Here is a 23,538-nt window from a genome sequence, read left to right as displayed (position 1 = left end):
GTGCGAGTGAAGGCCATCCGTAGATTCACCGTCCGCGCAGTCCTCCCCGACACCCTCTCCGCATTGGAGGAGATCGCGGGCAACCTCCGCTGGTCGTGGCACGAGCCGACCAAGGAGCTGTTCGCCCGCATCTCGCCGGAGCTCTGGCAGGAGGTGGAGCACGATCCGATCGCGCTCCTCGGCTCGGTCGAACCGGCGAGACTCGCCGAGCTCGCGGGCGACCAGGGCTACGTCGACTGGGCGAACCACGTCCGCGACGAGCTGCGCGCCTACATCCACGACCCGCGCTGGTACCAGTCGCTCGGCGACTCGGCCCCGGCGGCCATCGCCTACTTCTCGCCGGAGTTCGGCATCGCGTCCTCGCTGCCGCAGTACTCCGGCGGTCTCGGCATCCTCGCCGGTGATCACCTCAAGGCCGCCAGCGACCTCGGCGCGCCGCTGGTCGCGGTCGGGCTGTTCTACCGCTCCGGCTACTTCGCGCAGGCGATCACGCCCGACGGCTGGCAACTCGAGAGCTACCCCGCGCTCGACCCGGACGGGCTCCCGCTCAGCGTCCTCCGCGATCCCGACGGCGCCGCCGTGCAGATCACCCTCGCGCTCCCGGCCGGAGAGCTGCGCGCCCGGGTCTGGCAGGCGGCCGTCGGCCGGGTGACTTTGCTGCTGCTGGACACCGACATCCCCGAGAACGACGAGAGCCTGCGCTCGGTCACCGATCGGCTCTACGGCGGCGGCGGCGAGCATCGCCTGCTCCAGGAGCTGCTGCTCGGCATCGGGGGCGTGCGCGCCGTGAAGGCGTGGGCCGGGCTCACCGGTGCGGCGGAGGCGGAGGTGTTCCACACCAACGAGGGCCACGCCGGCTTCCTCGGGCTGGAGCGCATCTCCGACCTGATCGGCGAGGGCCTCACCTTCGACGAGGCGCTCCAGGTGGTGCGCGCCGGCACGGTGTTCACCACCCATACACCGGTGCCGGCCGGGATCGACCGCTTCGACCGGTCGCTCGTCGAGCGCTACTTCTCCACCTCGCTGCTGCCCGGTGTCGAGCCGGAGCAGGTGCTCGCGCTCGGCGCCGAGGACTACCCGGGCGGCTCCGACTCCGTGTACAACATGGCGGTCATGGGCCTGCGGCTCGGTCAGCACGCCAACGGCGTGTCGCGACTGCACGGGGAGGTCAGCCGGCAGATGTTCGGCGGCCTGTTCCCCGGGTTCGACAGCGCGGAGGTGCCGATCGACTCGGTCACCAACGGCGTCCACGCCCAGACCTGGACCGATCCGATGCTGCGCAGCCTCGCCGTCGAGCGGCTGGGCACCGACGACACCACGCACGCCGACTGGGCCAACGCGGGTGCCGTGACCGACCTCGACCTCTGGAGCGTGCGCACCCGGATGCGCGAGCAGCTCGTCAAGGACGCCAGGCACCGTGTCGCCGCAGCCTGGGAGTCGCAGAACCCCGGCGGGATCGCGCCGGTCTGGATCAACGACCTCCTCGACCCGAACGTGCTCACGATCGGCTTCGCCCGGCGCGTGCCGACGTACAAGCGCCTCACGCTGATGCTGCACGACCCCGAGCGGCTGAAGAACATCCTGCTGCACCCCGAGCGTCCCGTGCAGTTCGTCATCGCGGGCAAGTCCCACCCGGCCGACGACGAGGGCAAGCGCCTCATCCAGAAGCTCGTGCAGTTCGCCTCCGAGCCGGAGATCCGCGCGCGGATGGTGTTCCTGCCCGACTACGACATCGGGATGGCGCAGCAGCTCTACCCTGGCACCGACGTCTGGCTGAACAACCCGCTGCGGCCCCTGGAGGCTTGCGGGACGTCCGGCATGAAGGCGGCGCTGAACGGCGCGCTCAACCTGTCGATCCTCGACGGCTGGTGGAACGAGTTCTACGACGGCGAGAACGGCTGGGCCATCCCGTCCGCCGACGCCGCGGGGGACGGCGCCGAGCGCGACGCCCTGGAGGCCGAGGCGATGTACGACCTGATCGAGCACCAGATCGCACCGCGGTTCTACGATCGCGACGGCGACGGCGTCCCGGCGACGTGGGTGGGCCAGATCCGGCACACCCTCGCGACGCTGTCCTCGCCGCTCAGCGCCGAGCGCATGGTGCGCGAGTACGTGGAGCGGCTCTACATGCCCGCGGCCGCCAACGAGAAGAGGCTCAGCGACGACGACTACCGCGCTGCGCGGGAGCTCGCGGCCTGGAAGGACCGGGTGCGATCCGCGTGGCCCGGCGTGAACGTCGCGCACGTGGACGCGGGCGGCCTCGACGACGTGCCGCAGGTCGGCGACGAGCTCCGGGTGCGTGCGCTCGTGCACCTGAACGGGCTGCGCCCGGAGGACGTGGAGGTGCAGCTGGTCTACGGCCGCAGCCTGGACGGCGAGGACCTGACCGGCGTGCACTACGAGCGCCTGGAGCTGGAGCACGCGGTCCCGGGCGCCGACCCGTCGGTCGCGCACGAGTTCGCCGGGCGGGTCACGCTCACCTGGGCGGGCTCGTTCGGCTACACCGTCCGCGTCGTCCCCGTCAACGACCTGCTGCTGTCCTCGGCCGAGCTCGGCCTCGTCGCCGCCGCCTGACCGGCCGCTCGCTACTTGGCGATGGGGGCGTAGCTGGCGGCGCTGGCGGTGAGGAGCGCGTCGGGTGCGAGCTCCAGGTCCAGGCCGCGGCGGCCTCCCGACACGAAGACGGTGTCGTAGAGCTGGGCGGTCTCGTCCACGACGGTGACGTGTCGGGTCTTCTGGCCGATGGGGGAGATGCCGCCCACCACGTAGCCCGTGCGCCGTTCGGCGACGGCCGGGTCGGCCATGCTCGCCCGCTTGGCGCCGACCGCGGCGGCCAGCGCCTTGAGGTCGAGCATCCCCGTCACCGGGACGACGCCGACCACCAGCCCGAGCTCGGTGTCCGCCAGCAGTGTCTTGAACACGCGTTCGGGATCGACGCCGAGCGCCTCGGCGGCCTCCAGCCCGTACGAGGCGGCGGCGGGGTCGTGCTCGTACGCGTGAACGGCGAACGGGATGGCGGCGGCGGTGAGCGCAGCCGTGGCGGGCGTGCCCGCGGAGGCGGAACGCTTGGCCATCAGGCGGTCGCCTCGGCCGTCGCCTCGGTCGCTGTGGCGGCCGTGGTGCCGGCCGGCGAGTCGACGCGCGGCCCGTTCGCCCGGTAGAGCTGCATCGAAGTCCCGCCCACCATCTGGGTGCTGCCCGGCGCCAGCTCCTCGCCGTCCGCCGCGATCGGCACCTCGGTGGCGCTGTCCCAGAGCAGCTGGTACGACTCCACACCGGGCGCGACCGGCAGCGCGACCTGCACGTCGTCCTCGACGCCGTGCACGATCAGGAGCACGCGGTTGAACTCCTCCTTGTCGGGCGTCGAGGCCGCGAGGTACTGAAGTGTCCGGTTCTCCGGAGAGTTCCAGTCGTCGTCGTCCATGAGCGCGCCGGTGGCGTCGTACCAGTCCATGTGGCTGGCGTTGGGCGTGGTCTTGCCGTACACGGCGAACCGGCTCGGGCGCAGTGCGGGGTTCTCCCGGCGCAGCTCCAGGAGCCGGCGGGTGGTGTCGAACATCTCCCGCTGCTCCCGGGTGCGCAGCCAGCTCAGCCAGGTGAGCTCGCTGTCCTGGCAGTAGGCGTTGTTGTTCCCGCGCTGGCTGCGGCCGTACTCGTCGCCGGCCGTGATCATCGGGACGCCCGCGGACAGCAGCAGCGTGCCCATCAGGTTGCGCATCGCCTTGTGCCGGTCGAGCAGCACGCGCTCGTCGAGGGTCGGGCCCTCCGCGCCGTGGTTGAACGACCGGTTGTTGTCGGTGCCGTCGCGGTTGTCCTCGCCGTTGCCCAGGTTGTGCTTGACGTTGTAGGCGGTGAGGTCGGCCATCGTGAAGCCGTCGTGCGCGGTGACGAAGTTGATGGAGGCCAGCGGGCCGCGCTCGGGCGAGAAGGTGTTGGACGATCCGGCGAGCCGGGTGGCGAAGCCGCCGATGCCGATCGGAGCCTGGCCGTTGCGCCTGGCGTCGGCGATGTCGGCGAGCCAGAAGTTGCGGACGCGGTCGCGATAGCGGTCGTTCCACTCCGACCAGCCGTCCCGCCCGGCCGTGCCGCCCGGGAAGTTGCCCGTCTGCCAGCCGCCGATGCCGACATCCCACGGCTCGGCGATGAGCTTGACGTCGGCGAGGTCGGGATCGGCCAGCATCGCGTTGAGGAGGGGATGGTCGCGGCTGTAGGCGGCGTCCTCCCCGCGGCCCAGCGTGGTGGCGAGGTCGAATCGGAAGCCGTCGATCTGCACCTCCCGCGCCCAGTAGCGCAGCGAGTCCAGCACCAGCCGCTGCGGGACGGCGTGCCCGAAGTCCAGCGTGTTCCCGACGCCGGTGACGTCGATGTAGACGCCGTGCGCGTCCTGCCGGTAGTAGGTCGCGTTGTCGATGCCGCGCAGGCTGGTCCGCGGGCCGCCGATGCCCTCCTCGGCGGTGTGGTTGTAGACCACGTCGAGAATCACCTCGATGCCCGCTTCGTGGAGGAGCTTCACCATCCCCTTGAACTCGCGCAGCACGGCGTCCGGGCCTGCGGCCTGGGCGGCGCGGGTGGCGTACGGCGCGTGCGGGCTGAAGAAGTTGAGGGTGTTGTAGCCCCAGTAGTTGGTCAGGCCCTCCCGGATGAGCCGCTGCTCGGACGTGAACGCGTGCACCGGCAGCAGCTCGACGGCGGTGACGCCGAGGTGCTTCAGATAGCCGATCGTGGACTCGTGGGCGAGGCCCGCGTAGGTGCCGCGCAACTCCTCCGGCACGTCGGGGTTCTGCCTGCTGACGCCGCGCACGTGCGCCTCGTAGACGACGGTGTGGTCCAACGGGATGCCCGGCTTGTGCGAGTCGCCCCAGTCGAAGCCGTCGGAGACCACGGTGGAGCGCCACTCCTCCGGGCCGACGCGGGTGAGTCCCCGCGTGTACGGGTCCATCAGCAGCGTCTCCGGATTGAACGTGTTCTGCGGACCGGACGGCCCCGACACGTTGAGCGCGTACAGGCTGCCGACCTGGAGGCTGCGGGAGCGGCCCGTCCAGACATTGTTCGCGTCCCGGTGCATCTCGACCGTCTTCACCCGCCAGTCGGGGTCCTTCGGATCGAATAGGCAGAACTGCATCGCGTCGGCGTGCGCGGAGAACACCCGCAGCTCGCCACCGTGCGGACCGACGCGTACACCCAGGTTGCGCAGAGGATCGGCGGACGTCATGCGTTCTAGAGTAGTGATCACACCGCGCCGCACCCTGAGGAGGCCTCGGTGCCCGTCTACCTCGACCACGCCGCCACCACCCCGATGCGCCCCGAGGCGATCGCCGCGTTCACGGCCGCCCTGGGGCTCGTCGGCAACCCGTCGAGCATCCACAGCCAGGGTCAGCAGGCCAAGCGGATGCTGGAGGAGGCCCGCGAGGCCGTCGCGTCGACCCTGGGCTGCGACCCGATCGAGGTCGTGTTCACCTCCGGCGGCACGGAGGCGATCAACCTCGCGATCAAGGGGATCTACTGGGCGCGCAACAGCGGCGCCGCGCGCCCGCGCATCCTCGTGCCGGGCGGAGAGCATCACGCCACGGCCGACGCGGTGGAATGGCTGGAGCGTGCGGAGGGAGCGCGGCCGCAGTGGCTGCCGCTGGACCCGGAGGGGCACATCCTGCCGGCCGTCGTCGGTGCGGCGCTGGCGGAGCCCGCGGACGCTGCGCTGCTGACCTTCCTCGCGGTCAACAACGAGGTGGGCACGATCCAGCCGATGGCGGCGCTCGCGGCGCTCGCGCGCGCTGCCGGGGTGCCCGTCCACGTGGACGCCGTCGCCGCCTACGGCCACCTGCCGCTCGACTTCGCATCGCTGGGTGTGGACGCGCTCAGTGTCTCTGCACACAAGATCGGCGGGCCCGTCGGGATCGGCGCGCTCGTCCTCGGGCGGCGCTCGGCGGTGGTCCCGCTCATCCACGGCGGTGGACAGCAGCGCCAGGTGCGCAGCGGCACCCAGGACGTGGCGGCCGCCGTCGCGTTCGCGGCGGCGGCGCTCGCCGCGGAGGCGGAGCGCGTGGAGGAGGCGCGCCGGCTCGCCGTGCTGCGCGACCGGCTGATCCGCGGGGTGCGGGAGGCCGTGCCCGAGGCCGTGCTGAGCGGGCCCGAGCCGACCGGCGACGCGGACGGCTCCGAGCGCGTCGCCGTCAACGCCCACTTCGTCTTCCCCGGCGCGCAGGGGGACTCGCTGCTCTTCCTGCTCGACCTCGCCGGGCTGTCGGTCTCCACCGGCTCGGCGTGCACGGCGGGCATCCCGGAGCCGTCGCACGTGCTGCTGGCGATGGGACGGACCGAGCAGGAGGCGCGCAGCGCGCTGCGGTTCACGCTCGGCCGCACCTCGACCGATGCCGATGTGGACGCGCTGCTCGCGGCGCTGCCCGGCGCGTACGCCCAGGCCGCTCGGGCGGGCCTGGCCGAACGTGCGCCCGGCGGCCGTTCAGCCGGCGCGGCGTAGACTCTCGTGGTGCGAGTTCTGGCAGCGATGAGCGGCGGCGTCGATTCCGCCGTGGCCGCCGCCCGTGCCGTGGAGGCCGGGCACGACGTGGTCGGGGTGCATCTGGCGCTGAGCCGGATGCCCGGCACACTGCGCACCGGCAGCCGCGGCTGCTGCACGATCGAGGACTCGATGGACGCCCAGCGCGCGGCGAACATCATCGGCATCCCGTACTACGTGTGGGACTTCTCCGAGCGCTTCAAGCTCGACGTGGTCGACGACTTCATCGCCGAGTACTCGGCGGGCCGTACGCCCAACCCGTGCATGCGCTGCAACGAGCGCATCAAGTTCGCCGCGCTGCTGGAGAAGGCGCTCGACCTCGGCTTCGACGCCGTGTGCACCGGGCACTACGCCGCCATCGTGACCGACGCGGACGGCAACCGCGAGCTGCACCGCGCCAGCGCCTGGGCGAAGGACCAGTCGTATGTCCTCGGCGTGCTCACGGCCGACCAGCTGGCGCACGCGATGTTCCCGCTCGGCGCCACGCCGTCCAAGGCCGAGGTGCGCGCCGAGGCGGCCGCCCGCGGCCTGAGCGTCGCCAACAAGCCGGACTCGCACGACATCTGCTTCATCCCCGACGGCGACACGCGCGGCTGGCTGGCCGAGCACGTCGGCGCGGCGGAGGGCGACATCCTCGACCGCGAGGGCAACCGGCTCGGTTCGCACGAGGGCGCGCACGCCTACACGGTGGGCCAGCGCAAGGGCCTCAACATCGGCTACCCCTCGCCGGACGGCCGCCCGCGGTTCGTGCTGGAGGTGCGGCCGAAGGACAACACCGTGGTCGTCGGGCCGAAGGAGGCGCTCGACATCGCCGAGATCGCCGGCTCGCGCTTCACCTGGGCGGGGCGGCCTCCCGTGTCGCCGGAGACGCCGTTCGCGTGCGAGGTGCAGATCCGCGCCCACGCCGACCCGGTGCCGGCCGTGGCGCAGGTGCGCGACGGCGAGCTGGTGGTCCGCCCCGACGAGCCGCTGAACGGCGTCGCCCCCGGCCAGACCGCCGTCGTCTACGTCGGAACCCGCGTCCTCGGCCAGACCACGATCGACCGCACCGTCTCCGCCGTCCCGGTCTGAGGCAATTCCGGAGGCTCGAGGCGGCATGCCGCAGCAGGAACCGTAACTCCGGAAACCTGCCCCATTCCCGCCCGAGCCTCCGGAGTAGCTCACGGCAGTAGCGCGGCAATTCCGGAGGATCCGCCGCGGTTCGGCCGGGATCTCCGGAGCTACGGTTCCTGCTGCGGCGTGTCGGGGGATGCCTCCGGAGTTGGCGACCGGAGGTCGGTGGCGGTGAATATGCTTGCTGGGTGGCGATCGAGACAAGCGACAGCGAGCAGACCCCGGACGCCGTTCAGGCGCGCGCGGAGGCGCAGGACCTGACGACGCGCATCCTCGAGCTGCGCGACGCGTACTACGAGCGCGACACCGTGCTCGTCAGCGACGAGGACTACGACCGCATGCTGCGGCGGCTCGAAGAGCTGGAGCGCCTGCACCCCGAGTTGCAGAGCCAGGACAGCCCGACCCAGACGGTCGGCGGGCGCGCCCAGACGACGCTGTTCGCCCCGGTCCAGCACGCCGAGCGGATGCTCAGCCTCGACAACGTGTTCTCGCTGGAGGAGTTCGAGGCGTGGGCCGCCAAGGTAGAGCGCGACGCCGGCCGCCGGGTCGACTACCTGTGCGAGCTCAAGATCGACGGCCTCGCCATCAACCTCCGCTACGAGAACGGCGTGCTCGTCACGGCCGCCTCGCGTGGCGACGGCGTAGTGGGGGAGGACGTGACCGAGAACATCCGGCAGATCCCCGCCATCCCGCAGCGGCTCGCGGGCGAGGGTCCGTTCCCGGCCCTGGTGGAGGTGCGCGGCGAGGTGTTCTTCCCCGTCGCCCAATTCGACGAGCTCAACGCGCACCAGCAGGAGGCCGGCGAGCGCGTCTTCGCCAACGCCCGCAACGCGGCGAGCGGCTCGCTGCGGCAGAAGGCCGATGGCAAGAACGCGGCCCAGCTCGCGCTCATGCGCGACCGCCTGCGCCGCCTGCACATGCTCGTGCACGGCATCGGGGCGTGGGCGAACCCGCCGGTCGACGCGCAGTCGAAGGTCTACGAACTGCTGAAGTCCTGGGGCCTGCCGACCTCCACGCACTACCGCGTGCTCGGCACGGTCGCCGAGGTGGACGACTTCATCCGCTACTTCGGCGAGCACCGCGGCAGCGTCGAGCACGAGATCGACGGGATCGTGATCAAGGTCGACGAGCTCGCCCTGCACGGCGAGCTCGGTGCGACCTCCCGGGCGCCGCGCTGGGCGATCGCCTACAAGTACCCGCCGGAGCAGGTCAACACCAAGCTGCTCGACATCGTCGTCAGCGTCGGTCGCACCGGCCGGGCGACGCCGTTCGCGGTCATGGAGAAGGTGCGCGTCGCCGGCTCCGAGGTGCGGCAGGCGACGCTGCACAACCAGGACGTCGTGAAGGCGAAGGGCGTCCTGATCGGCGACACGGTCGTCCTGCGCAAGGCGGGCGACGTCATCCCCGAGGTCCTCGGGCCGGTTGTGGAGCTGCGCGACGGCACCGAGCGCGCGTTCGTCATGCCGGAGAACTGCCCGGAGTGCGGCACCAGGCTCGCACCGGCGAAGGAGGGCGACATCGACCTCCGCTGCCCCAACGCGGAGTTCTGCCCGGCCCAGGTGCGCGGCCGGGTCGAGCACATCGGATCCCGCGGCGGCCTGGACATCGAGGCGCTGGGCGAGGTCGCGGCCGCGGCGCTCACCCAGCCGCGCTTCCCGGAGCAGCCGCCGCTGCCGACCGAGGCCGGACTGTTCGGCCTGACCGTGCGCGAGCTGTTCCCGATCGAGGTGGTCGTCCGCGACTCCGAGACCGGCCTGCCCAAGCTCACCGAATCGGGGGACGAGAAGGTAGACACACCGTTCCGCCGTCGGCGCCAGAAGAAAGACGGACCGTTCCACCCCGACGCGGCCGAGTTCGACGGCGACGAACTGCACGTCCCGTCCAAGAACGCACTGGAGCTCGTCGCGAATCTCGCGGCCGCGCGCACCAAGCCGCTCTGGCGCATCCTGGTCTCGCTCAACATCCGGCATGTCGGGCCGGTCGCCGCCCGCGCACTGGCCGACCACTTCGGGTCGCTGGACGCCATCCGGTCGGCCACCCGCGAGGAGCTGGCCGCCGTCGACGGCGTCGGCGGCATCATCGCCGACGCCGTGCTCGCCTGGTTCGAGGTGGACTGGCACCGCGAGATCATCGAGCGCTGGGCGGCGGACGGCGTGCAGTTCGCCACGCCCGGCCACGCCGGCCCCGGCGCGCAGGCCGAGGCGGGCGGCGTCCTCGCCGGGCTGACGGTCGTCGCCACCGGATCGCTGGAGGGCTTCTCCCGGGAGGGTGCGCAGGAGGCGATCATCGCCGCCGGCGGGAAGGCGGCCTCCAGCGTGTCGAAGAAGACCGACTTCGTCGCCGCGGGTCCGGGAGCCGGTTCGAAGCTCGCCAAGGCGGAGGAGCTCGGCGTGCGCGTCATCGACGCCGCCCAGTTCGCGATCCTTGTGGAGAAAGGACCCTCCGGACTGCCCGAATAGGTCCGTCAATTTGTGGACAGACCATAAGTTATCCCCCTGAATCGGGGGTAGAACGTCCATCCGTCCACCCCCCGAATACGGCTAGAGTCGAGGTGTGCGCTCGCCCGGTGCACACAAGGGCTTAGCTCGCTCGCTCTCGGAGGGACCCGGACGGAGTGCTGGTCGGCTTTGCAGCAGCATCCATCGTCACCTCGGTAGTCACAGGACTGACCGGGGCCTTCGTCATGCCCGCCGACAGCGCCCAGGCGTCGGCGCCGATCAGCCAGGCCGTACCCGCCGCCATCGGCGACGCGCCGGCCAGTTCGGGCCCCGCAGGCGCCCAGGCGTCCGGCCCGACCGCCGCGGCCGTGTTCGGTTCCATCCGCGCCGTCGACCCGTCCGCACTCCCCGGCTTCCTCAGCGCGCACTCCGCCGAACTCGACCGGCTGCTCACCAGCCCGCCCGCCGCGAGCGACGTCAGCCAGCTCTGGAAGCTGCTCGACCCGGCCCGCCAGGCCGCGCTCGTCAAATCCGCCCCGCACGTGATCGGCAACCTGGAGGGCGTCCCCTACGACATCCGCGGCAAGGCGAACGTGATCGACCTGAGCCGGACGATCGCCTCCGCCCAGGCCGCCCTGCGCACCGAGCGAGGCAAGACGGAGCGGGTCGCGCTCAAGCGCAAGCTCAGCACCCTCGGCAACGTGGAGACCGCCCTCAAGAAGAAGGACGGCGTCAAGCGGACCCTGGTCACGCTCGACACCTCCGCCGACGCGCGGGCCGCGATCGTCGTCGGCGACCTCCGCACCGCCCGGTACGTGAGCGTCCTCGTGCCCGGCATGTACATGTCGGTGGGGGAGCAGGTGGAGAGCTGGGCCGGCGTCGCCCAAGACCTCTACTCCGAGCAGACCGGCTTCCTCAAGCGTTTCCTCGGCTCGCGTTCGAACGGCACGACCCCCGGTGTCGCCGTGGTGGCGTGGATCGGCTACCAGACCCCCGTGCTCACCAACATCGGCGGACTCGAGCTCGCCCGCCAGGGCGCGGACAGCCTGGAGCGCACGCTGATCGGCATCCAGACACTGCGCCAGACCGACCCGCCGTACCTGAGCGTGTTCGCCCACTCCTACGGATCGACCGCGGCACTCCTCGCGCTCGAGCGGGGGACCGTCACGGTCGACGCGCTCGCACTGATGGGATCGCCCGGCTCCGACGCGCAGTCGGTGCGCCAGCTCGGCGTCCGCGGCGGCAACGTCTTCGTCGGGGAGGCCCCGATGGACCCCATCGTCGACAGCGCGTTCTTCGGCAGCGATCCGGGATCGCCCTCGTACGGCGCCGAGAAGATGGGCGTGAGCGGCGCGACCGACCCGATCACGCACAAGAAGCTGGGCGGGTCGAGCGGTCACAACGAGTACTTCACCACCGGGACCGAGTGCATGCGCAACCTGGCGCTGATCGGCATCGACCAGGGCGGCCTCGTCCTGCGCTGAGCCGCGTCAGCATAATGGGAGCGATGGATCCGGAGCGGAACGACCAGCACGGCGAGCACGACCACGCCGACGACGTCACCGCCACTCGTCCGTCCGCGGCCTCCCGGCGCAGCTTCCTCAAAGGCGCCGGACTGGTGGCCGCCGGCGCCGTCGTCGGCGGGGCAGGGGGAGCCGCGGTCGGCGCCGCTGCCGCCGGAGGAGTCGCCGGAGCCGGCTCCGCAGCGCAGGGGGCGAGCGCCGAGGGCGGCGAGGAGTATCCGACGCTTCCCCCGCCGGCACGGGCGGGCTTCGACCATCTGGTCGTGCTGATGTACGAGAACCGCTCGTTCGACAACCTGCTGGGCTACCTCTACGACGAGAAGACCCTGCCGAAGGGCGCCCGGTTCGACGGGCTCGCCTTCGGCGACTACAGCAACCCGGACCCGGCCGGCGGCGACATCCCGGTGCACCCGTACGAGGGGACGACCGACTTCATCATGCGGCAGCCGTCTCCCGACCCGGGCGAGGTGTACCCGCACGTCAACACCCAGCTCTTCGGCATCGTCGATCCGCCGTCCAACGCGAACGCGCGGCTGCGCGAGCTGCGGCCGCCCTACAACGCGCCGCCCGCCGGCGCGACGCCGACGATGAAGGGCTTCGTGCGCGACTACATCGGCGTGCTGCGCAGGGACACCGGCGCCGAGCCGGCGCCCGACGACTACCGGCGGATCATGGGCGCATTCACGCCCGACATGCTGCCGGTGTTCTCGACGCTCGCGCGCCAGTTCGCCGTGTACGACGACTGGCACTGCGCCGTGCCCTCCCAGACGTTCTGCAACCGCTCCTTCTTCCACGCCTCCACCTCGCACGGCTACGTCGACAACGGCGGCGACGGCGGGCTGCGCAAGTGGTTCGATCCGGCCAACGACGCCCCGACGATCTTCAACCGGCTGCAGGAGGCCCGGCGGAGCTGGCGCGTGTACTTCGACGACCGCCAGCTCATCTCGCTGACCGGCTTCATCCACGCCCCTGTGCTGGAGCCGTACTGGAAGACGCACTTCCGGACCATGACCGACTTCTACGCGGACGTCGAGGAGGGCACCCTCCCGGACTACGCCTTCATCGAGCCGCGGCTGCTCTACGACCACAACGACATGCACCCGCCGGGCGGCCCGATGACCGAGGAGGACGTCGACGGCACGCCGATCGCCGGGGGTGGGATCTCCGATGTCCGGGCGGGCGAGCTGTTGCTGCACCAGGTGTACTCGGCGATCCGCGGCTCGCGCAGCGCGAAGGGGTCGAACGCGCTCAACACGATGCTGCTGGTCACCTTCGACGAGCACGGCGGCACCTACGACCACGTCGCACCTGGCGCGGCGACCCCGCCCGATCCCGACGCAGGACCGGGCGAGAACGGCTTCACGTTCGACCGGCTGGGGCTCCGCGTGCCCGCGATCGCGATCTCCGCGTTCACCGAGCGCGGGACGATCATCCACGACGAGATGACGCACGCCGCGGTCGTCGCCACGCTCTGCCGGGACCACGGGATGCCGCACCTCACCGAGCGGGATCGCGGCGCGCGGACCATCCACAACGCGGTGAACCGGCGCACGCCGCGCCAGCCCAGCGCCTGGCCGGACACCCAGCCGCAGTACCTGCCGCCGAACCCGGAGGCCGGCCCGCCGGCGCCGGGCGACCAGGACCGCCCGCTGAGCCCGCCGGGCATCGGCCTGGTCGGTCTGCTGACGGCGCGCTACGGGGCTCCGGGCGACGCGGTGCCGCGCACCTACCGGGAGGCGTACGAGGCGGTCGACCGGCTGGGGCGCGGCCTGTTCGGCTGACCCTAGAATTGACTCAGCCCACTGACGAAACCAGCACGGAGACGCATGTCCGAAATCAGCGCAGAACAGGTCGCGCACCTGGCGAGCCTCGCCAGGATCGACCTCAGCCCGGAAGAGATCGAGAGCCTCACCAGCGAGCTCGGCCAGATCGTCGAGGCGGTCGCGAAGGTGCAGGAGGTCGCCGGTCCCGACGTTCCGGCGACGAGCCACCCGCTCCCGCTCACCAATGTGTTCCGGTCCGACGAGGTGCGCCCGTCGCTGACCGTCGACCAGGCGCTGTCCGGCGCTCCCGAGCGCGAGGGCGACCGGTTCAAGGTCGCCACCATCCTGGACGAGGAGTAAGCATGCCGGATCTGACCAGGCTCTCCGCCGCCACCCTCGCCGACCTGCTCGCCGCCCGTGAGGTGTCGTCGGTGGACGTCACCCGCGCGCACCTCGACCGCATCGAGGCGGTCGACGCCGATGTGCACGCGTTCCTGCACGTGGCGAGCGAGAACGCTGTCCGCACCGCCGCCGAGATCGACGGCCGCCGGGCCGCAGGCGACCCGCTCGGGCCGCTCGCCGGCGTCCCCGTCGCGATCAAGGACGTGCTCGCCACCCACGACATGCCGTCGACCTCCGGCTCGCGCATCCTCGAGGGCTGGATCCCGCCGTACGACGCCACCGTGGTGCGCAAGCTACGCGACGCCGACCTGGTGCCGCTCGGCAAGACCAACATGGACGAGTTCGCGATGGGCTCCTCCACCGAGCACTCCGCCTACGGACCCACCCGCAACCCGTGGGACCTGGAGCGCATCCCCGGCGGCTCCGGCGGCGGCTCGGCCGCGGCCGTGTCGGCGTTCGAGGCGCCGTTCGCGCTCGGCTCCGACACCGGCGGCTCGATCCGCCAGCCCGCCGCCGTCACCGGCTCGGTCGGCGTCAAGCCCACCTACGGCGGCGTGAGCCGCTACGGCGCGATCGCGCTCGCCAGCTCGCTCGACCAGGTCGGCCCGGTGTCCCGCAGCGTGCTCGACGCCGGGCTGCTGCACGACGTCATCGCAGGGCACGACAAGTTCGACTCGACGTCGCTGACCGACACCTGGCCGTCGATGGCGGAGGCCGCGCGTGCCGGCCTGCGCGACGGCGCCCTGAAAGGCATCCGGGTCGGCGTCGTGCGCGAGCTGAACGGCGAGGGCTTCCAGGCCGGCGTGAAGCAGCGCTTCGTGGAGGCGCTGGCGCTCCTGGAGGGCGCGGGCGCCGAGATCGCGGAGGTCGAGGCTCCGAGCTTCGAGTACGCGGTCGCCGCCTACTATCTGATCCTGCCGGCCGAGGCCTCCAGCAACCTGGCCCGCTTCGACTCGGTGCGGTTCGGCCTCCGGGTGAACCCCGAGGACGGCCCGGTCACGGTCGAGCGCGTGATGGCCGCGACCCGCGACGCCGGCTTCGGCACCGAGGTCAAGCGCCGCATCATCCTCGGCACCTACGCGCTGAGCGCCGGCTACTACGACGCCTACTACGGCTCGGCCCAGAAGGTCCGCACGCTCATCCAGCGCGACTTCTCCGCCGCGTTCGAGAAGGTGGACGTCCTGGTCAGCCCGAGCGCGCCGACCACGGCGTTCAAGTTCGGCGAGAAGCTGGCCGACCCGATGGCGATGTACCTCAACGACATCACCACCATCCCGGCCAACCTGGCCGGCGTGCCCGGCATGGGCCTGCCGATCGGCCTCGCGCCGGAGGACGGCCTCCCCGTCGGCCTCCAGCTGATGACCCCGGCGCGCGCCGACGCCCGGCTCTACACGATCGGCGCCGCGCTCGAACGGCTGCTGGAGGAGCAGTGGGGCGGAAGCCTGCTGAGCCAGGCGCCCGACCTGAGCGCCACCGAGATGTTCGCGAGCGAAGAGGGAGCGGTCTGATGGCCACGGCCGAATTGATGGACTACGACAAGGCCATCGAGCTGTTCGAGCCGGTGCTCGGGTTCGAGGTGCACGTCGAGCTGAACACGGCGACCAAGATGTTCTGCGGCTGCGCGAACGAGTTCGGCTCCGGCGCGAACACGAACACCTGCCCGACCTGCCTGGGCCTGCCCGGCGGCCTCCCGCAGGTCAACGAGAAGGCGATCGAGTCGAGTATCCGGCTCGGGCTCGCGCTCGGCTGCGAGATCGCGGAGTCGAGCCGGTTCGCGCGGAAGAACTACTTCTACCCCGACCTGGCCAAGGACTTCCAGACCTCCCAGTACGATGAGCCGATCGCGCACGACGGCGTCGTCACCATCGAGCTGGAGAACGGCCGCGAGCTGACCATCGAGATCGAGCGGGCCCACATGGAGGAGGACGCCGGCAAGCTGACGCACGTCGGCGGCGCCACCGGCCGCATCCAGGGCGCCGACTACTCGCTGGTCGACTTCAACCGCGGCGGCGTGCCGCTGGTCGAGATCGTCACCAAGATCATCGAGGGCGCGGAGGCCGACGCCCCGCAGGTCGGCGGCACCTACGTGCGGGCGATCCGCGACCTGGTCAAGGCGCTCGGCGTCTCCAACGCCCGCATGGAGGAAGGCAACGTGCGCTGCGACGCGAACGTGTCGCTGCGTCGCCGCGGCTCCTCGCAGCTCGGGACGCGCACCGAGACCAAGAACGTGAACTCGCTCCGTTCGATCGAGCGCGCGGTCCGCTACGAGATCCAGCGCCAGGCTGCCATCCTCGACGCCGGCGGCACGATCACGCAGGAGACCCGGCACTGGCACGAGGACACCGGCACCACCTCCGCGGGGCGCCCCAAGTCGGACGCCGACGACTACCGGTATTTCCCGGAGCCCGATCTGGTGCCGGTCGCGCCGAGCCGCGAGTGGGTCGAGGAGCTGCGCGGCACGCTGCCCGAGGCGCCCGCCGCCCGCCGCAAGCGCCTGACCGCCGAGTGGGGCTTCACCGCGCTGGAGTTCCAGGACGTGGACAACGCCGAGCTGCTGGACGAGCTGGAGGCCACGATCGCCGCCGGCGCGACCCCGGCCGCCGCCCGCAAGTGGTGGACCGGCGAGATCGCGCGCCTCGCGAACGCCCAGGGCGTCCCCGCAGGCACGCTGGTCAGCCCGCAGCACGTCGCCGAGCTCGCCGCTCTGGTCGACGCCGGCACCCTCACCGACCGCCTGGCCCGCCAGGTGCTGGAGGGCGTCATCGCCGGCGAGGGCGCGCCGCAGGAGGTCGTGGACGCCCGCGGACTCGCGGTCGTCTCGGATGACGGCGCGCTGATCGCGGCCATCGACGAGGCGCTGGCGGCCCAGCCCGACGTGCTGGAGAAGATCCGCGACGGCAAGGTGCAGGCGGCCGGTGCGGTCATCGGCGCCGTGATGAAGGCGATGAAGGGCCAGGCGGACGCTGCACGCGTGCGCGAGCTGGTGCTGGAGCGCTCAGCGCAGTGACAGCGGCTGTCGAACGGGTCACGGACGCGAGCGCCGCCACCACGGCGGCAGCGCTCGCGCCCGTGCTCATCGACACCGTGGAGTCCGGCGCGAGCGTCGGCTGGATCGAGCCGCCCACGCTCGACGAGGCGACCCGGTGGTGGGCGGCGCTCTTCGCCGACCCGGCCACCGAGACCTGGGTCGCCCGCGACGGCGACCGCGCGCTCGGTACGATCACCCTGGTGCGCGCGGCCAAGCGCAACGGCCCGCATCGTGCGGAGGTCATCAAGCTCATGGTGCACCGCGACGCACGCGGGCGCGGCATCGCGCCGGCGCTGATGGGCGCGCTGGAGGAGTACGCGGCGGCGGGCGGGCTCACCCTGCTGGTCCTCGACACCGAGACCGGCAGCCTGGCCGAGTCGCTGTACACGCGGTGGGGCTGGCAGACCGTGGGCGGCATCCCGGACTACGCGGTCAGCCCGTCTGGCGCCCTCGGCGGCACGACCATCATGTACAAGCGGGTCGCGCTAGCCTGAACGCATGGGCGTCTTCACTCTCGGCGGGCTGACCACGGCCCCTGCCTCCTCCCGCACCGACCTGGTGGCCCCGGCCACCCTCGCGACGCTGACCGCGCTCGGCTGGCTGGACGAGGTCGGCGTGGTCGAGATCGACCCTGACGTGTCCGACACCGCCGCCACGCAGGAGCAGTTCGGCCTCAGCGCCGACACGCTCGCCAACTGCGTCGTCGTGGGCGGAAAACGCGAGGGCGTCGAGCGGATCGCCGCTTGCGTCGTGCTCGCCACGACCCGCGCCGACGTCAACAACACCGTCAAGCGCCTGCTCGACGTCCGCAAGGCCTCCTTCCTGCCGATGGAGCGCGCCGTGGAGCTCACCGGGATGGAGTACGGCGGGATCACCCCGATCGGCCTCCCGGCCGAGTGGCCGCTGCTGGTCGACTCCCGGGTCGTCGCGGACGGCGTCGTGGTCATCATCGGCTCGGGCGTGCGCCGCTCCAAGATCCTCCTGCCCGGCCGGCTGCTGGGCGAGCTCCCGGCCGCCCAGGTGATCGACGGGCTGGGCATGGAGCTGCCGCCGCGATGACCGGCGCCCCCGTCGACCGCCTCCTGGGTCCGGTGCGCGCGCACCTGATCGAGACGCTGTCCGGCCGCTCGGACCGCATCCCGAGTTGGGTGCTGCGGCTGGAGGACGGCGAGGACGAGGGCTTCTTCCCGGCGGGCGGGGCGGCGTGGACGGTGCACGGCGGGATGCCGACCCTGGTCGCCGGCGTACGCGCCCTCCTGCTGCAGGCGCTCCACCCGGGCGCCCTGGCAGGCGTCCGCGAGCACTCCCGGTACCGCGAGGACCCGCTCGGCCGGCTGGCCGGCACGATCCAGTGGATCCACACGGTCACCTTCGGCAGCCGGGGTCAGGCGATCGCGGGCTCGGAAATGGTGAAGACCCTGCACGCGCGGGTGCTCGGCAGCTACGTCGACGGCCACGGCGTCACCCGCCCGTACGCGGCGAACGACCCCGAGCTGGCCGCGTGGGTGCATCTGGCCTTCACCGACGCGTTCCTCACCGCCCATGAGCAGTGGGGGCGGCCGATCCCGGGCGGCGCCGACGGCTACGTGGGCGAGTGGGCCACCGCGGCCGAGCTGATGGGCGTGGCCGACCCGCCGCGCACCGCCGCCGAGCTGCGCGCGCGGATCGACGCGGTGACCGACGCGGGCGACCTCCGCGGCGGTCCCGAGGTGGAGGAGATCGTGCGCTTCATCCGGCGCGCGCCGCTGCGCTGGACGCTGCGGCCGTCGTACCGGGTGCTGTTCCGGGCGGCCGTGTCGACCCTGGAGCCGCGGCACCGCGCCCTGCTCGGGCTGCCGGTCTCCGATCGGCTGCCCGTCCACCGTGCGACGGCCGTCGTGCTCGGGGGAGCGCAGCTGCTGCTCGGGCCGCGGACGCAGGCGGAGCTGGCCGCGCGGAGGCGTCTGGCGCGGCTGGCAGAGGCCGCGGGCGCCTGACCGGGCACGGCGCCTGAGCGTCCTCGCAGGAGAACAGGCACCCCATCGTCCCCCTGCGGGTTTACGCTGTGCTCCGGTGGCCCGCTCACCGGTGAGCGGACCCGAGTCACCGGAGGTGCTGCAATGACATCCACCAGTCCAGCCACGACCGAGACCGGGGGCAAAGGTCTCAAGGGCGGCGCGCTCGGCCTCGTGTCCGGCGTGGTCGTCGGGGTGGCCTCCACGGCGCCCGCCTACAGCCTCGCCGCGAGCCTCGGGTTCATCGTGGTGGGCGGCACGCTCGCCGCGGGTGTCAAGGCGCCGGGGATCGTGCTGCTCGCGTTCATCCCGATGTACCTGATCGCCGTCGCCTACCAGGAGCTCAACAAGGCCGAGCCCGACTGCGGCACCACCTTCACCTGGGCGGCGCGCGCGTTCGGGCCCGTCACCGGGTGGATGGGCGGCTGGGGCATCATCATCGCCGACGTGATCGTGATGTCCAACCTCGCCCAGATCGCGGGCGCGTACTCGTTCACGTTCGTCGGCGGCTTCGGCCTGCCGGCGGTCGCCGACCTCGCGAGCAACAACGTCGCGGTGACCATAGCGGGCCTGGTCTGGATCGCGCTGATGACCTGGATCTGCTACCGAGGCATCGAGATCTCGGCGCGGCTGCAGTACTTCCTGCTCGGCTTCGAGGTCGTCATCCTGATCCTGTTCGCGGTCTTCGCGCTCGTGAAGGTCTACACCGGCAACGCCGAGCCGTACTCGCTGATCCCGCAATGGTCGTGGTTCAACCCGTTCACCCTCGACTTCGGCCAGACCATCGCGCCCGCGCTGCTGACGGCGATCTTCATCTACTGGGGCTGGGACACCGCCGTCTCGATCAACGAGGAGACGAAGAACCCGGAGAAGACCCCGGGCCGCGCCGCGATCATCAGCACCCTCCTCCTGCTCGGCACCTACGCGATCGTGACCGTCGCGACGGTCGCGTTCGCGGGCGTCGGCACGAAGGGCATCGGGCTCGCCAACCCGGCGAACTCCAGCGACGTGTTCTCGGCGATCGGCCCGACTCTGTTCGGCAGCGGGCCGATCGGCGCCATCCTGATGACCCTGCTCGGGTTCTCGATCCTGACCTCCGCGTCGGCGTCCACGCAGACGACGATCCTGCCGACCGCGCGCACCACGCTGTCGATGGCGGTGTACAAGGCCATCCCCGCGAAGTTCGCCCGCATCCACCCGAGGTTCCTCACGCCGACCTGGTCGACGATCGGGATGGGCCTGGTCTCTGCGGCCTTCTACCTCGTGTTCACCGCGATCAGCGTCACCCTGCTCAGCGCGCTGATCGGTTCGATCGGCCTGATGATCGCGTTCTACTACGGCCTCACCGGTTTCGCGTGCGTCTGGTACTACCGCCGGACGCTGTTCACGAGCTTCCGGCACGCCATCATGCGCGGGCTGTTCCCGCTGGTCGGCGGACTGATGCTGCTCGCGGTGTTCATCTACGGGCTCATCCAGTTCGCGGCGCCCGACTGGCTCACGGACGAGAACGGCAAGAACGTGACCATCTTCGGGATCGGCGCGGAGGCCGTCGTCGGAATCGGCGGCATCCTGATCGGCGTCGTGCTGATGATCGTCTGGCGGATCATCCGGCCCGACTACTTCCAGGGCAGGACCCTCCCGCGGCGGAGCGACGACCTCATCCTGGAGCCGGTCGCGGTCGGCGACGAGCTGCCGTTCGGCACGGCGGCGTCCCGGCTCCCCGCGACCGTCATCGCGCCCGACTTCTCGAACCTGCCGGAGGGGCGGACGCCGGTCAATGCGGATACGCTCGAAGAGGTCGACGAGCCGTCGGATCTCCCGCCGGCCGATCCCGACCTCCCGCGGAAGGGGAGCGAGTGAGCGAACGCAGCCGTACCGTCCACTGGCAGGACCCGGCGCCGGGCGTCGCCGTGATGCCGACCGTGAGCGGCCTCGAGTATCTGCAGAAGATGATCGCGGGGGAGCTGCCGCCGCCTCCGATCGCCAGCCTGATGGGGATGACGCTGACGGAGGCCGAGACGGGCAGGGCGGTGTTCGTCTGCGAGCCGGACGAGTCGCACTACAACCCGATCGGGACCGTGCACGGCGGCCTGGTGTGCACGTTGCTCGACTCGGCGCTCGGCTGCGCGGTGCAGTCCACGCTGGCGCAGGGGCAGGGCTACACGTCGATCGAGATCAAGGTGAACTACCTCCGGCCGGTGTTCGCCAGCAGCGGGCCGCTGGTCTGCAGCGGGACGGTGACCAAGCCGGGCAACCGGGTGGCCTTCGCCGACGGGGTGGTCACGGACGGGAGCGGCAAGACGGTCGCGACGGCGACGGGGTCGCTGCTGGTGTTCCCGATCGGCTGACGCCGGTCGGGCCGTGCGTCGGTCAGGCCTTCTCCGCCTCCTGTTTCGCCACGAGCAGGTCGCGCACCTTGCGCCGGATCACCTTGCCGACGATGCTGCGCGGCAGCTCGTCCACCTGGACGACGTGCTTCGGCACCTTGTAGGCGGTCAGGCAGTCCCGGCCGTACGCGCGGATGGCCTCCTCGTCGAACGACGCGCCGGGCTCCATGACGACCGCGGCCACCACGTCCTCGCCGCCGCGGCGATGCGGGAGGCCGACCACCGCGACATCGGCGACGCCCTCGAAGCTGCGCAGGGCGTCCTCCACCTCGGTCGGGGAGACGTTGAAGCCGCCGGTGACGATGAGCTCCTTGATCCGGTCGACGATGCGGACGAAGCCGTCGGGGTCCATCGTGACGATGTCGCCGGTGCGGAACCAGCCGTCGGCGGTGAGCGCCTTGGCCGACTCGTCGGCGTTGCGCCAGTAGCCGGAGAAGACCTGGGGGCCGCGGGCCAGCAGCTCGCCCTCCTCGCCGAACTCCCGGTCCACGGCGGGGTCGTCCGGGTCGGCGACGCGCAGCTCGGTGCCCGGCAGCGGGAGGCCGACGGTGCCCGCCTTGCGGGTCGCGCCGACCGGGTTGGCCATCAGCACGGGCGCGCATTCGGAGAGCCCGTAGCCCTCCACCAGGTAGCCGCCGGTCTTCGACTCCCAGAGGTCGACGATGGTCTGCGGGAGGCTCATCGCGCCGGAGATCGCGATGTCGATGCCCGACAGCGAGACCTTCCGCTTCTCGGCGGCCTGCACGAGGCGCTCGTAGATCGGCGGCACGGCGGGCAGGAAGGTCGCCGGCCGCTTCTTCACCACGTCGAGCACGAGGTCGGGGTCGAACTTGGGGAACAGCACCAGCCGCGCGCCCATGCTCATCGCGAAGGTCAGACAGAGCGTGAGCCCGTAGGCGTGGAACAGCGGCAGCACCGCGTACACGACCGACGTGCCGCGCTCGACCATCGGCACCCACGCGCGCGCCTGCGCCGCGTTCACCGCGAGGTTGAGGTGGCTGAGCATGACGCCCTTCGGCCGCCCGGTGGTTCCGCTGGTGTACTGGATGAGTGCCAGGTCGTCGCGCTCCGGGCGCGGCACGGTCGGCTTCAGCCGGCGCGACGACACGAGCGTCTCCCACGGGATCGTGCCGGTGACCTTCGCGGTGAGCTGCTCGCGAGCCGTGCGGGCGGCGGGGATCGGCAGCCGGAGCGCGAAGCGCTTGGAGGCGGGCATCGCGCGGGTGATGTCCACCGAGATGACCGTGTCGACGCCGAGGTCGGCCGGGAGGTCCTGGACCATCGGGACGGCCTTGTCCCACACGATCGCCACGGTCGCGCCGTGGTCCTCGAACTGGTGCCGGAGCTCGCGCGGAGTGTAGAGCGGGTTGTGCTCCACGACGACGGCGCCGAGCCGGAGTGCTGCGTAAAAGGCCACGACGTGCTGGGGGCAGTTCGGCAGCACGAGCGCGACCCGGTCGCCCTTGCGCACGCCACGCTTGCGGAGGCCCTCCGCGGCGCGCGCGATCTGGTCGCCGAGTTCCGCGTAGGTCGTCGTCGCGCCGAAGAACTCGAGCGCGACGTGGCCGCCGTAGGTCGCGACGGAGTCGTCGATCAGGTGGGCCAGGGAGCCCTCCGGCAGGTCCACGTCGGCGGGAACGCCCGGCGCGTAGCCGGCGACCCAGGGGCGGTCACTGTAGCTGGTCACGTCGGCAAGCCTAGGGGGCCGCGGTGAGTGCGCGCACGGCCTGCTCGATCGGCACGTCGCCGGAGACGACCTCCCAGGTGCGGCCGATCGTCGAGGGGTCTGCGATGCATTCCGCGATCAGCCGGGCGACGTCCTCGCGCGGGATGACGCCACGCGGGACGCTCTCGCCGAGCAGCACATGGCCGGTGCCCTCGTCGAAGGTCAGACCGCCGGGGCGGAGGATGGTCCAGTCGAGCCCGGAGGCGCGCAGGTCGGCGTCCGCGTCGCGCTTGGCCTCCACGTAGGCGCGCCACTGCGGGTCGGCGTCCGCCGCCACCGGGGCGTCGACGCCCCAGGCGCTGACCTGCACGAACCGGCGGACGCCCGCGGAGGCCGCAGCCTCGGCGGACTTCACCGAGCCGGCGTAGTCGACCGTGCGCTTGCGGGCGACACCCGAGCCGGGGCCGGCGCCGGCGGAGAACACGACAGCGTCGCAACCGACGAAGGCCATCGCGATGGCCGCGGAGTCGGCCTGCTCGATGTCGAGCACGTGACCCTCGCCGCCCAGCCGGTAGACGTCGTCGGCGTGCTCCTCGCTGCGGACGAGGCCGACGAAGTCGTCGCCCCTGTCGTAGAGCACCCGCATGAGCTGCTGGGCGACTTTTCCGTGGGCTCCGACGATCGCGATTCGACTCATGCCTCCATCT

General features: G+C 71.7%; 18 protein-coding genes. 14 read left to right on the top strand and 4 right to left on the bottom strand.

Features of this window, described 5'->3' with window-relative positions; all coding sequences use genetic code 11:
• Positions 1-6 precede the first annotated feature (6 nt).
• Positions 7-2,574: an alpha-glucan family phosphorylase gene (glgP, locus tag AC3A3H_RS05960; RefSeq protein WP_487613627.1), complete on the top strand. Its 2,568-nt coding sequence runs from the start codon at positions 7-9 to the stop codon at positions 2,572-2,574.
• A gap of 11 nt (positions 2,575-2,585) precedes the next feature.
• Here the strand turns inward: glgP and ybaK are convergent, their stop codons facing one another.
• Together ybaK and glgX are read right to left on the bottom strand one after the other, a co-directional pair.
• Positions 2,586-3,074 carry a Cys-tRNA(Pro) deacylase gene (ybaK, locus tag AC3A3H_RS05955; protein WP_487613626.1) on the bottom strand — a complete coding sequence of 163 codons (489 nt, stop codon included), beginning with the start codon at positions 3,072-3,074 and terminating at the stop codon, positions 2,586-2,588.
• A complete protein-coding gene (gene glgX / locus AC3A3H_RS05950) occupies positions 3,074-5,212 on the bottom strand; it encodes a glycogen debranching protein GlgX (RefSeq protein ID WP_487613625.1) in 2,139 nt (712 codons plus the stop codon). The genes ybaK and glgX overlap by 1 nt, the downstream gene beginning before the upstream one ends.
• A 48-nt stretch (positions 5,213-5,260) precedes the next feature.
• Here glgX and AC3A3H_RS05945 point away from each other — a divergent pair, with 48 nt between their 5' ends.
• The 13 genes from AC3A3H_RS05945 to AC3A3H_RS05885 all read left to right on the top strand — a co-directional run bounded on the left by AC3A3H_RS05945 (position 5,261) and on the right by AC3A3H_RS05885 (position 21,126).
• Complete coding sequence (locus AC3A3H_RS05945; RefSeq protein ID WP_487613624.1) at positions 5,261-6,478, top strand: cysteine desulfurase family protein; 1,218 nt, start codon at positions 5,261-5,263, stop codon at positions 6,476-6,478.
• 9 nt (positions 6,479-6,487) lie between these two features.
• Positions 6,488-7,588: a tRNA 2-thiouridine(34) synthase MnmA gene (gene mnmA, locus AC3A3H_RS05940; protein ID WP_487613623.1), complete on the top strand. Its 1,101-nt coding sequence runs from the start codon at positions 6,488-6,490 to the stop codon at positions 7,586-7,588.
• A 230-nt stretch (positions 7,589-7,818) separates the two neighbouring features.
• Positions 7,819-10,089 carry an NAD-dependent DNA ligase LigA gene (gene ligA / locus AC3A3H_RS05935; RefSeq protein WP_487613622.1) on the top strand — a complete coding sequence of 757 codons (2,271 nt, stop codon included), beginning with the start codon at positions 7,819-7,821 and terminating at the stop codon, positions 10,087-10,089.
• Between the two features lie 224 nt (positions 10,090-10,313).
• The gene (locus AC3A3H_RS05930; RefSeq protein WP_487613621.1) at positions 10,314-11,552 is read left to right on the top strand and encodes an alpha/beta hydrolase; all 1,239 of its coding nucleotides are present in this window, start codon (positions 10,314-10,316) and stop codon (positions 11,550-11,552) included.
• Between the two features lie 23 nt (positions 11,553-11,575).
• Entirely contained in the window at positions 11,576-13,372 is a 1,797-nt protein-coding gene (locus tag AC3A3H_RS05925) for an alkaline phosphatase family protein (protein ID WP_487613620.1), read from the top strand.
• A gap of 45 nt (positions 13,373-13,417) precedes the next feature.
• On the top strand, positions 13,418-13,714 hold the full coding sequence (gene gatC / locus AC3A3H_RS05920) for an Asp-tRNA(Asn)/Glu-tRNA(Gln) amidotransferase subunit GatC (protein ID WP_487613619.1): 297 nt from the start codon (positions 13,418-13,420) through the stop codon (positions 13,712-13,714).
• A 2-nt stretch (positions 13,715-13,716) separates the two neighbouring features.
• Positions 13,717-15,264, top strand: coding sequence for an Asp-tRNA(Asn)/Glu-tRNA(Gln) amidotransferase subunit GatA (gatA, locus tag AC3A3H_RS05915; protein ID WP_487613618.1), 1,548 nt, complete (start codon positions 13,717-13,719; stop codon positions 15,262-15,264).
• A complete protein-coding gene (gene gatB / locus AC3A3H_RS05910; RefSeq protein ID WP_487613617.1) occupies positions 15,264-16,763 on the top strand; it encodes an Asp-tRNA(Asn)/Glu-tRNA(Gln) amidotransferase subunit GatB in 1,500 nt (499 codons plus the stop codon). Before gatA ends, gatB begins: the two co-directional genes overlap by 1 nt.
• A complete protein-coding gene (locus tag AC3A3H_RS05905; RefSeq protein ID WP_487613616.1) occupies positions 16,760-17,278 on the top strand; it encodes an N-acetyltransferase family protein in 519 nt (172 codons plus the stop codon). Before gatB ends, AC3A3H_RS05905 begins: the two co-directional genes overlap by 4 nt.
• A 4-nt stretch (positions 17,279-17,282) precedes the next feature.
• Entirely contained in the window at positions 17,283-17,843 is a 561-nt protein-coding gene (locus AC3A3H_RS05900) for a YbaK/EbsC family protein (protein WP_487613615.1), read from the top strand.
• Positions 17,840-18,760 (top strand): oxygenase MpaB family protein, encoded by a 921-nt coding sequence (locus AC3A3H_RS05895; RefSeq protein ID WP_487613614.1) that lies wholly within the window; start codon positions 17,840-17,842, stop codon positions 18,758-18,760. The genes AC3A3H_RS05900 and AC3A3H_RS05895 overlap by 4 nt, the downstream gene beginning before the upstream one ends.
• Positions 18,761-18,883: 123 nt before the next feature.
• Positions 18,884-20,638 carry an APC family permease gene (locus tag AC3A3H_RS05890; protein WP_487613613.1) on the top strand — a complete coding sequence of 585 codons (1,755 nt, stop codon included), beginning with the start codon at positions 18,884-18,886 and terminating at the stop codon, positions 20,636-20,638.
• A gap of 53 nt (positions 20,639-20,691) precedes the next feature.
• Positions 20,692-21,126 (top strand): PaaI family thioesterase, encoded by a 435-nt coding sequence (locus AC3A3H_RS05885; protein ID WP_487613668.1) that lies wholly within the window; start codon positions 20,692-20,694, stop codon positions 21,124-21,126.
• 22 nt (positions 21,127-21,148) lie between these two features.
• Here the strand turns inward: AC3A3H_RS05885 and AC3A3H_RS05880 are convergent, their stop codons facing one another.
• Positions 21,149-22,852, bottom strand: a complete 1,704-nt coding sequence (locus tag AC3A3H_RS05880) for a long-chain-fatty-acid--CoA ligase (RefSeq protein ID WP_487613612.1) — start codon at positions 22,850-22,852, stop codon at positions 21,149-21,151.
• A gap of 10 nt (positions 22,853-22,862) precedes the next feature.
• Positions 22,863-23,528, bottom strand: coding sequence for an SDR family oxidoreductase (locus tag AC3A3H_RS05875; RefSeq protein WP_487613611.1), 666 nt, complete (start codon positions 23,526-23,528; stop codon positions 22,863-22,865).
• Between the last annotated feature and the right edge of the window lie 10 nt (positions 23,529-23,538).

The sequence above is a fragment of the Leifsonia sp. Soil_N53 genome (genome assembly GCF_057655165.1).
Note: the sequence above shows the minus strand (reverse complement) of the source record. Positions and strands in the feature narration are given on the sequence as shown.

What these genes read in the sequence shown, in the direction of transcription:
- AC3A3H_RS05885 (WP_487613668.1), top strand. Translation starts at nt 20,692, where the DNA reads ATGCCGACCGTGAGCGGCCTCGAGTATCTGCAGAAGATGATCGCGGGG.
- AC3A3H_RS05925 (WP_487613620.1), top strand. Translation starts at nt 11,576, where the DNA reads ATGGATCCGGAGCGGAACGACCAGCACGGCGAGCACGACCACGCCGAC.
- gatA (WP_487613618.1), top strand. Translation starts at nt 13,717, where the DNA reads ATGCCGGATCTGACCAGGCTCTCCGCCGCCACCCTCGCCGACCTGCTC.
- AC3A3H_RS05930 (WP_487613621.1), top strand. Translation starts at nt 10,314, where the DNA reads ATGCCCGCCGACAGCGCCCAGGCGTCGGCGCCGATCAGCCAGGCCGTA.
- gatB (WP_487613617.1), top strand. Translation starts at nt 15,264, where the DNA reads ATGGCCACGGCCGAATTGATGGACTACGACAAGGCCATCGAGCTGTTC.
- AC3A3H_RS05875 (WP_487613611.1), bottom strand. Translation starts at nt 23,528, where the DNA reads ATGAGTCGAATCGCGATCGTCGGAGCCCACGGAAAAGTCGCCCAGCAG.
- AC3A3H_RS05900 (WP_487613615.1), top strand. Translation starts at nt 17,283, where the DNA reads ATGGGCGTCTTCACTCTCGGCGGGCTGACCACGGCCCCTGCCTCCTCC.
- gatC (WP_487613619.1), top strand. Translation starts at nt 13,418, where the DNA reads ATGTCCGAAATCAGCGCAGAACAGGTCGCGCACCTGGCGAGCCTCGCC.
- AC3A3H_RS05895 (WP_487613614.1), top strand. Translation starts at nt 17,840, where the DNA reads ATGACCGGCGCCCCCGTCGACCGCCTCCTGGGTCCGGTGCGCGCGCAC.
- AC3A3H_RS05890 (WP_487613613.1), top strand. Translation starts at nt 18,884, where the DNA reads ATGACATCCACCAGTCCAGCCACGACCGAGACCGGGGGCAAAGGTCTC.
- ybaK (WP_487613626.1), bottom strand. Translation starts at nt 3,074, where the DNA reads ATGGCCAAGCGTTCCGCCTCCGCGGGCACGCCCGCCACGGCTGCGCTC.
- glgX (WP_487613625.1), bottom strand. Translation starts at nt 5,212, where the DNA reads ATGACGTCCGCCGATCCTCTGCGCAACCTGGGTGTACGCGTCGGTCCG.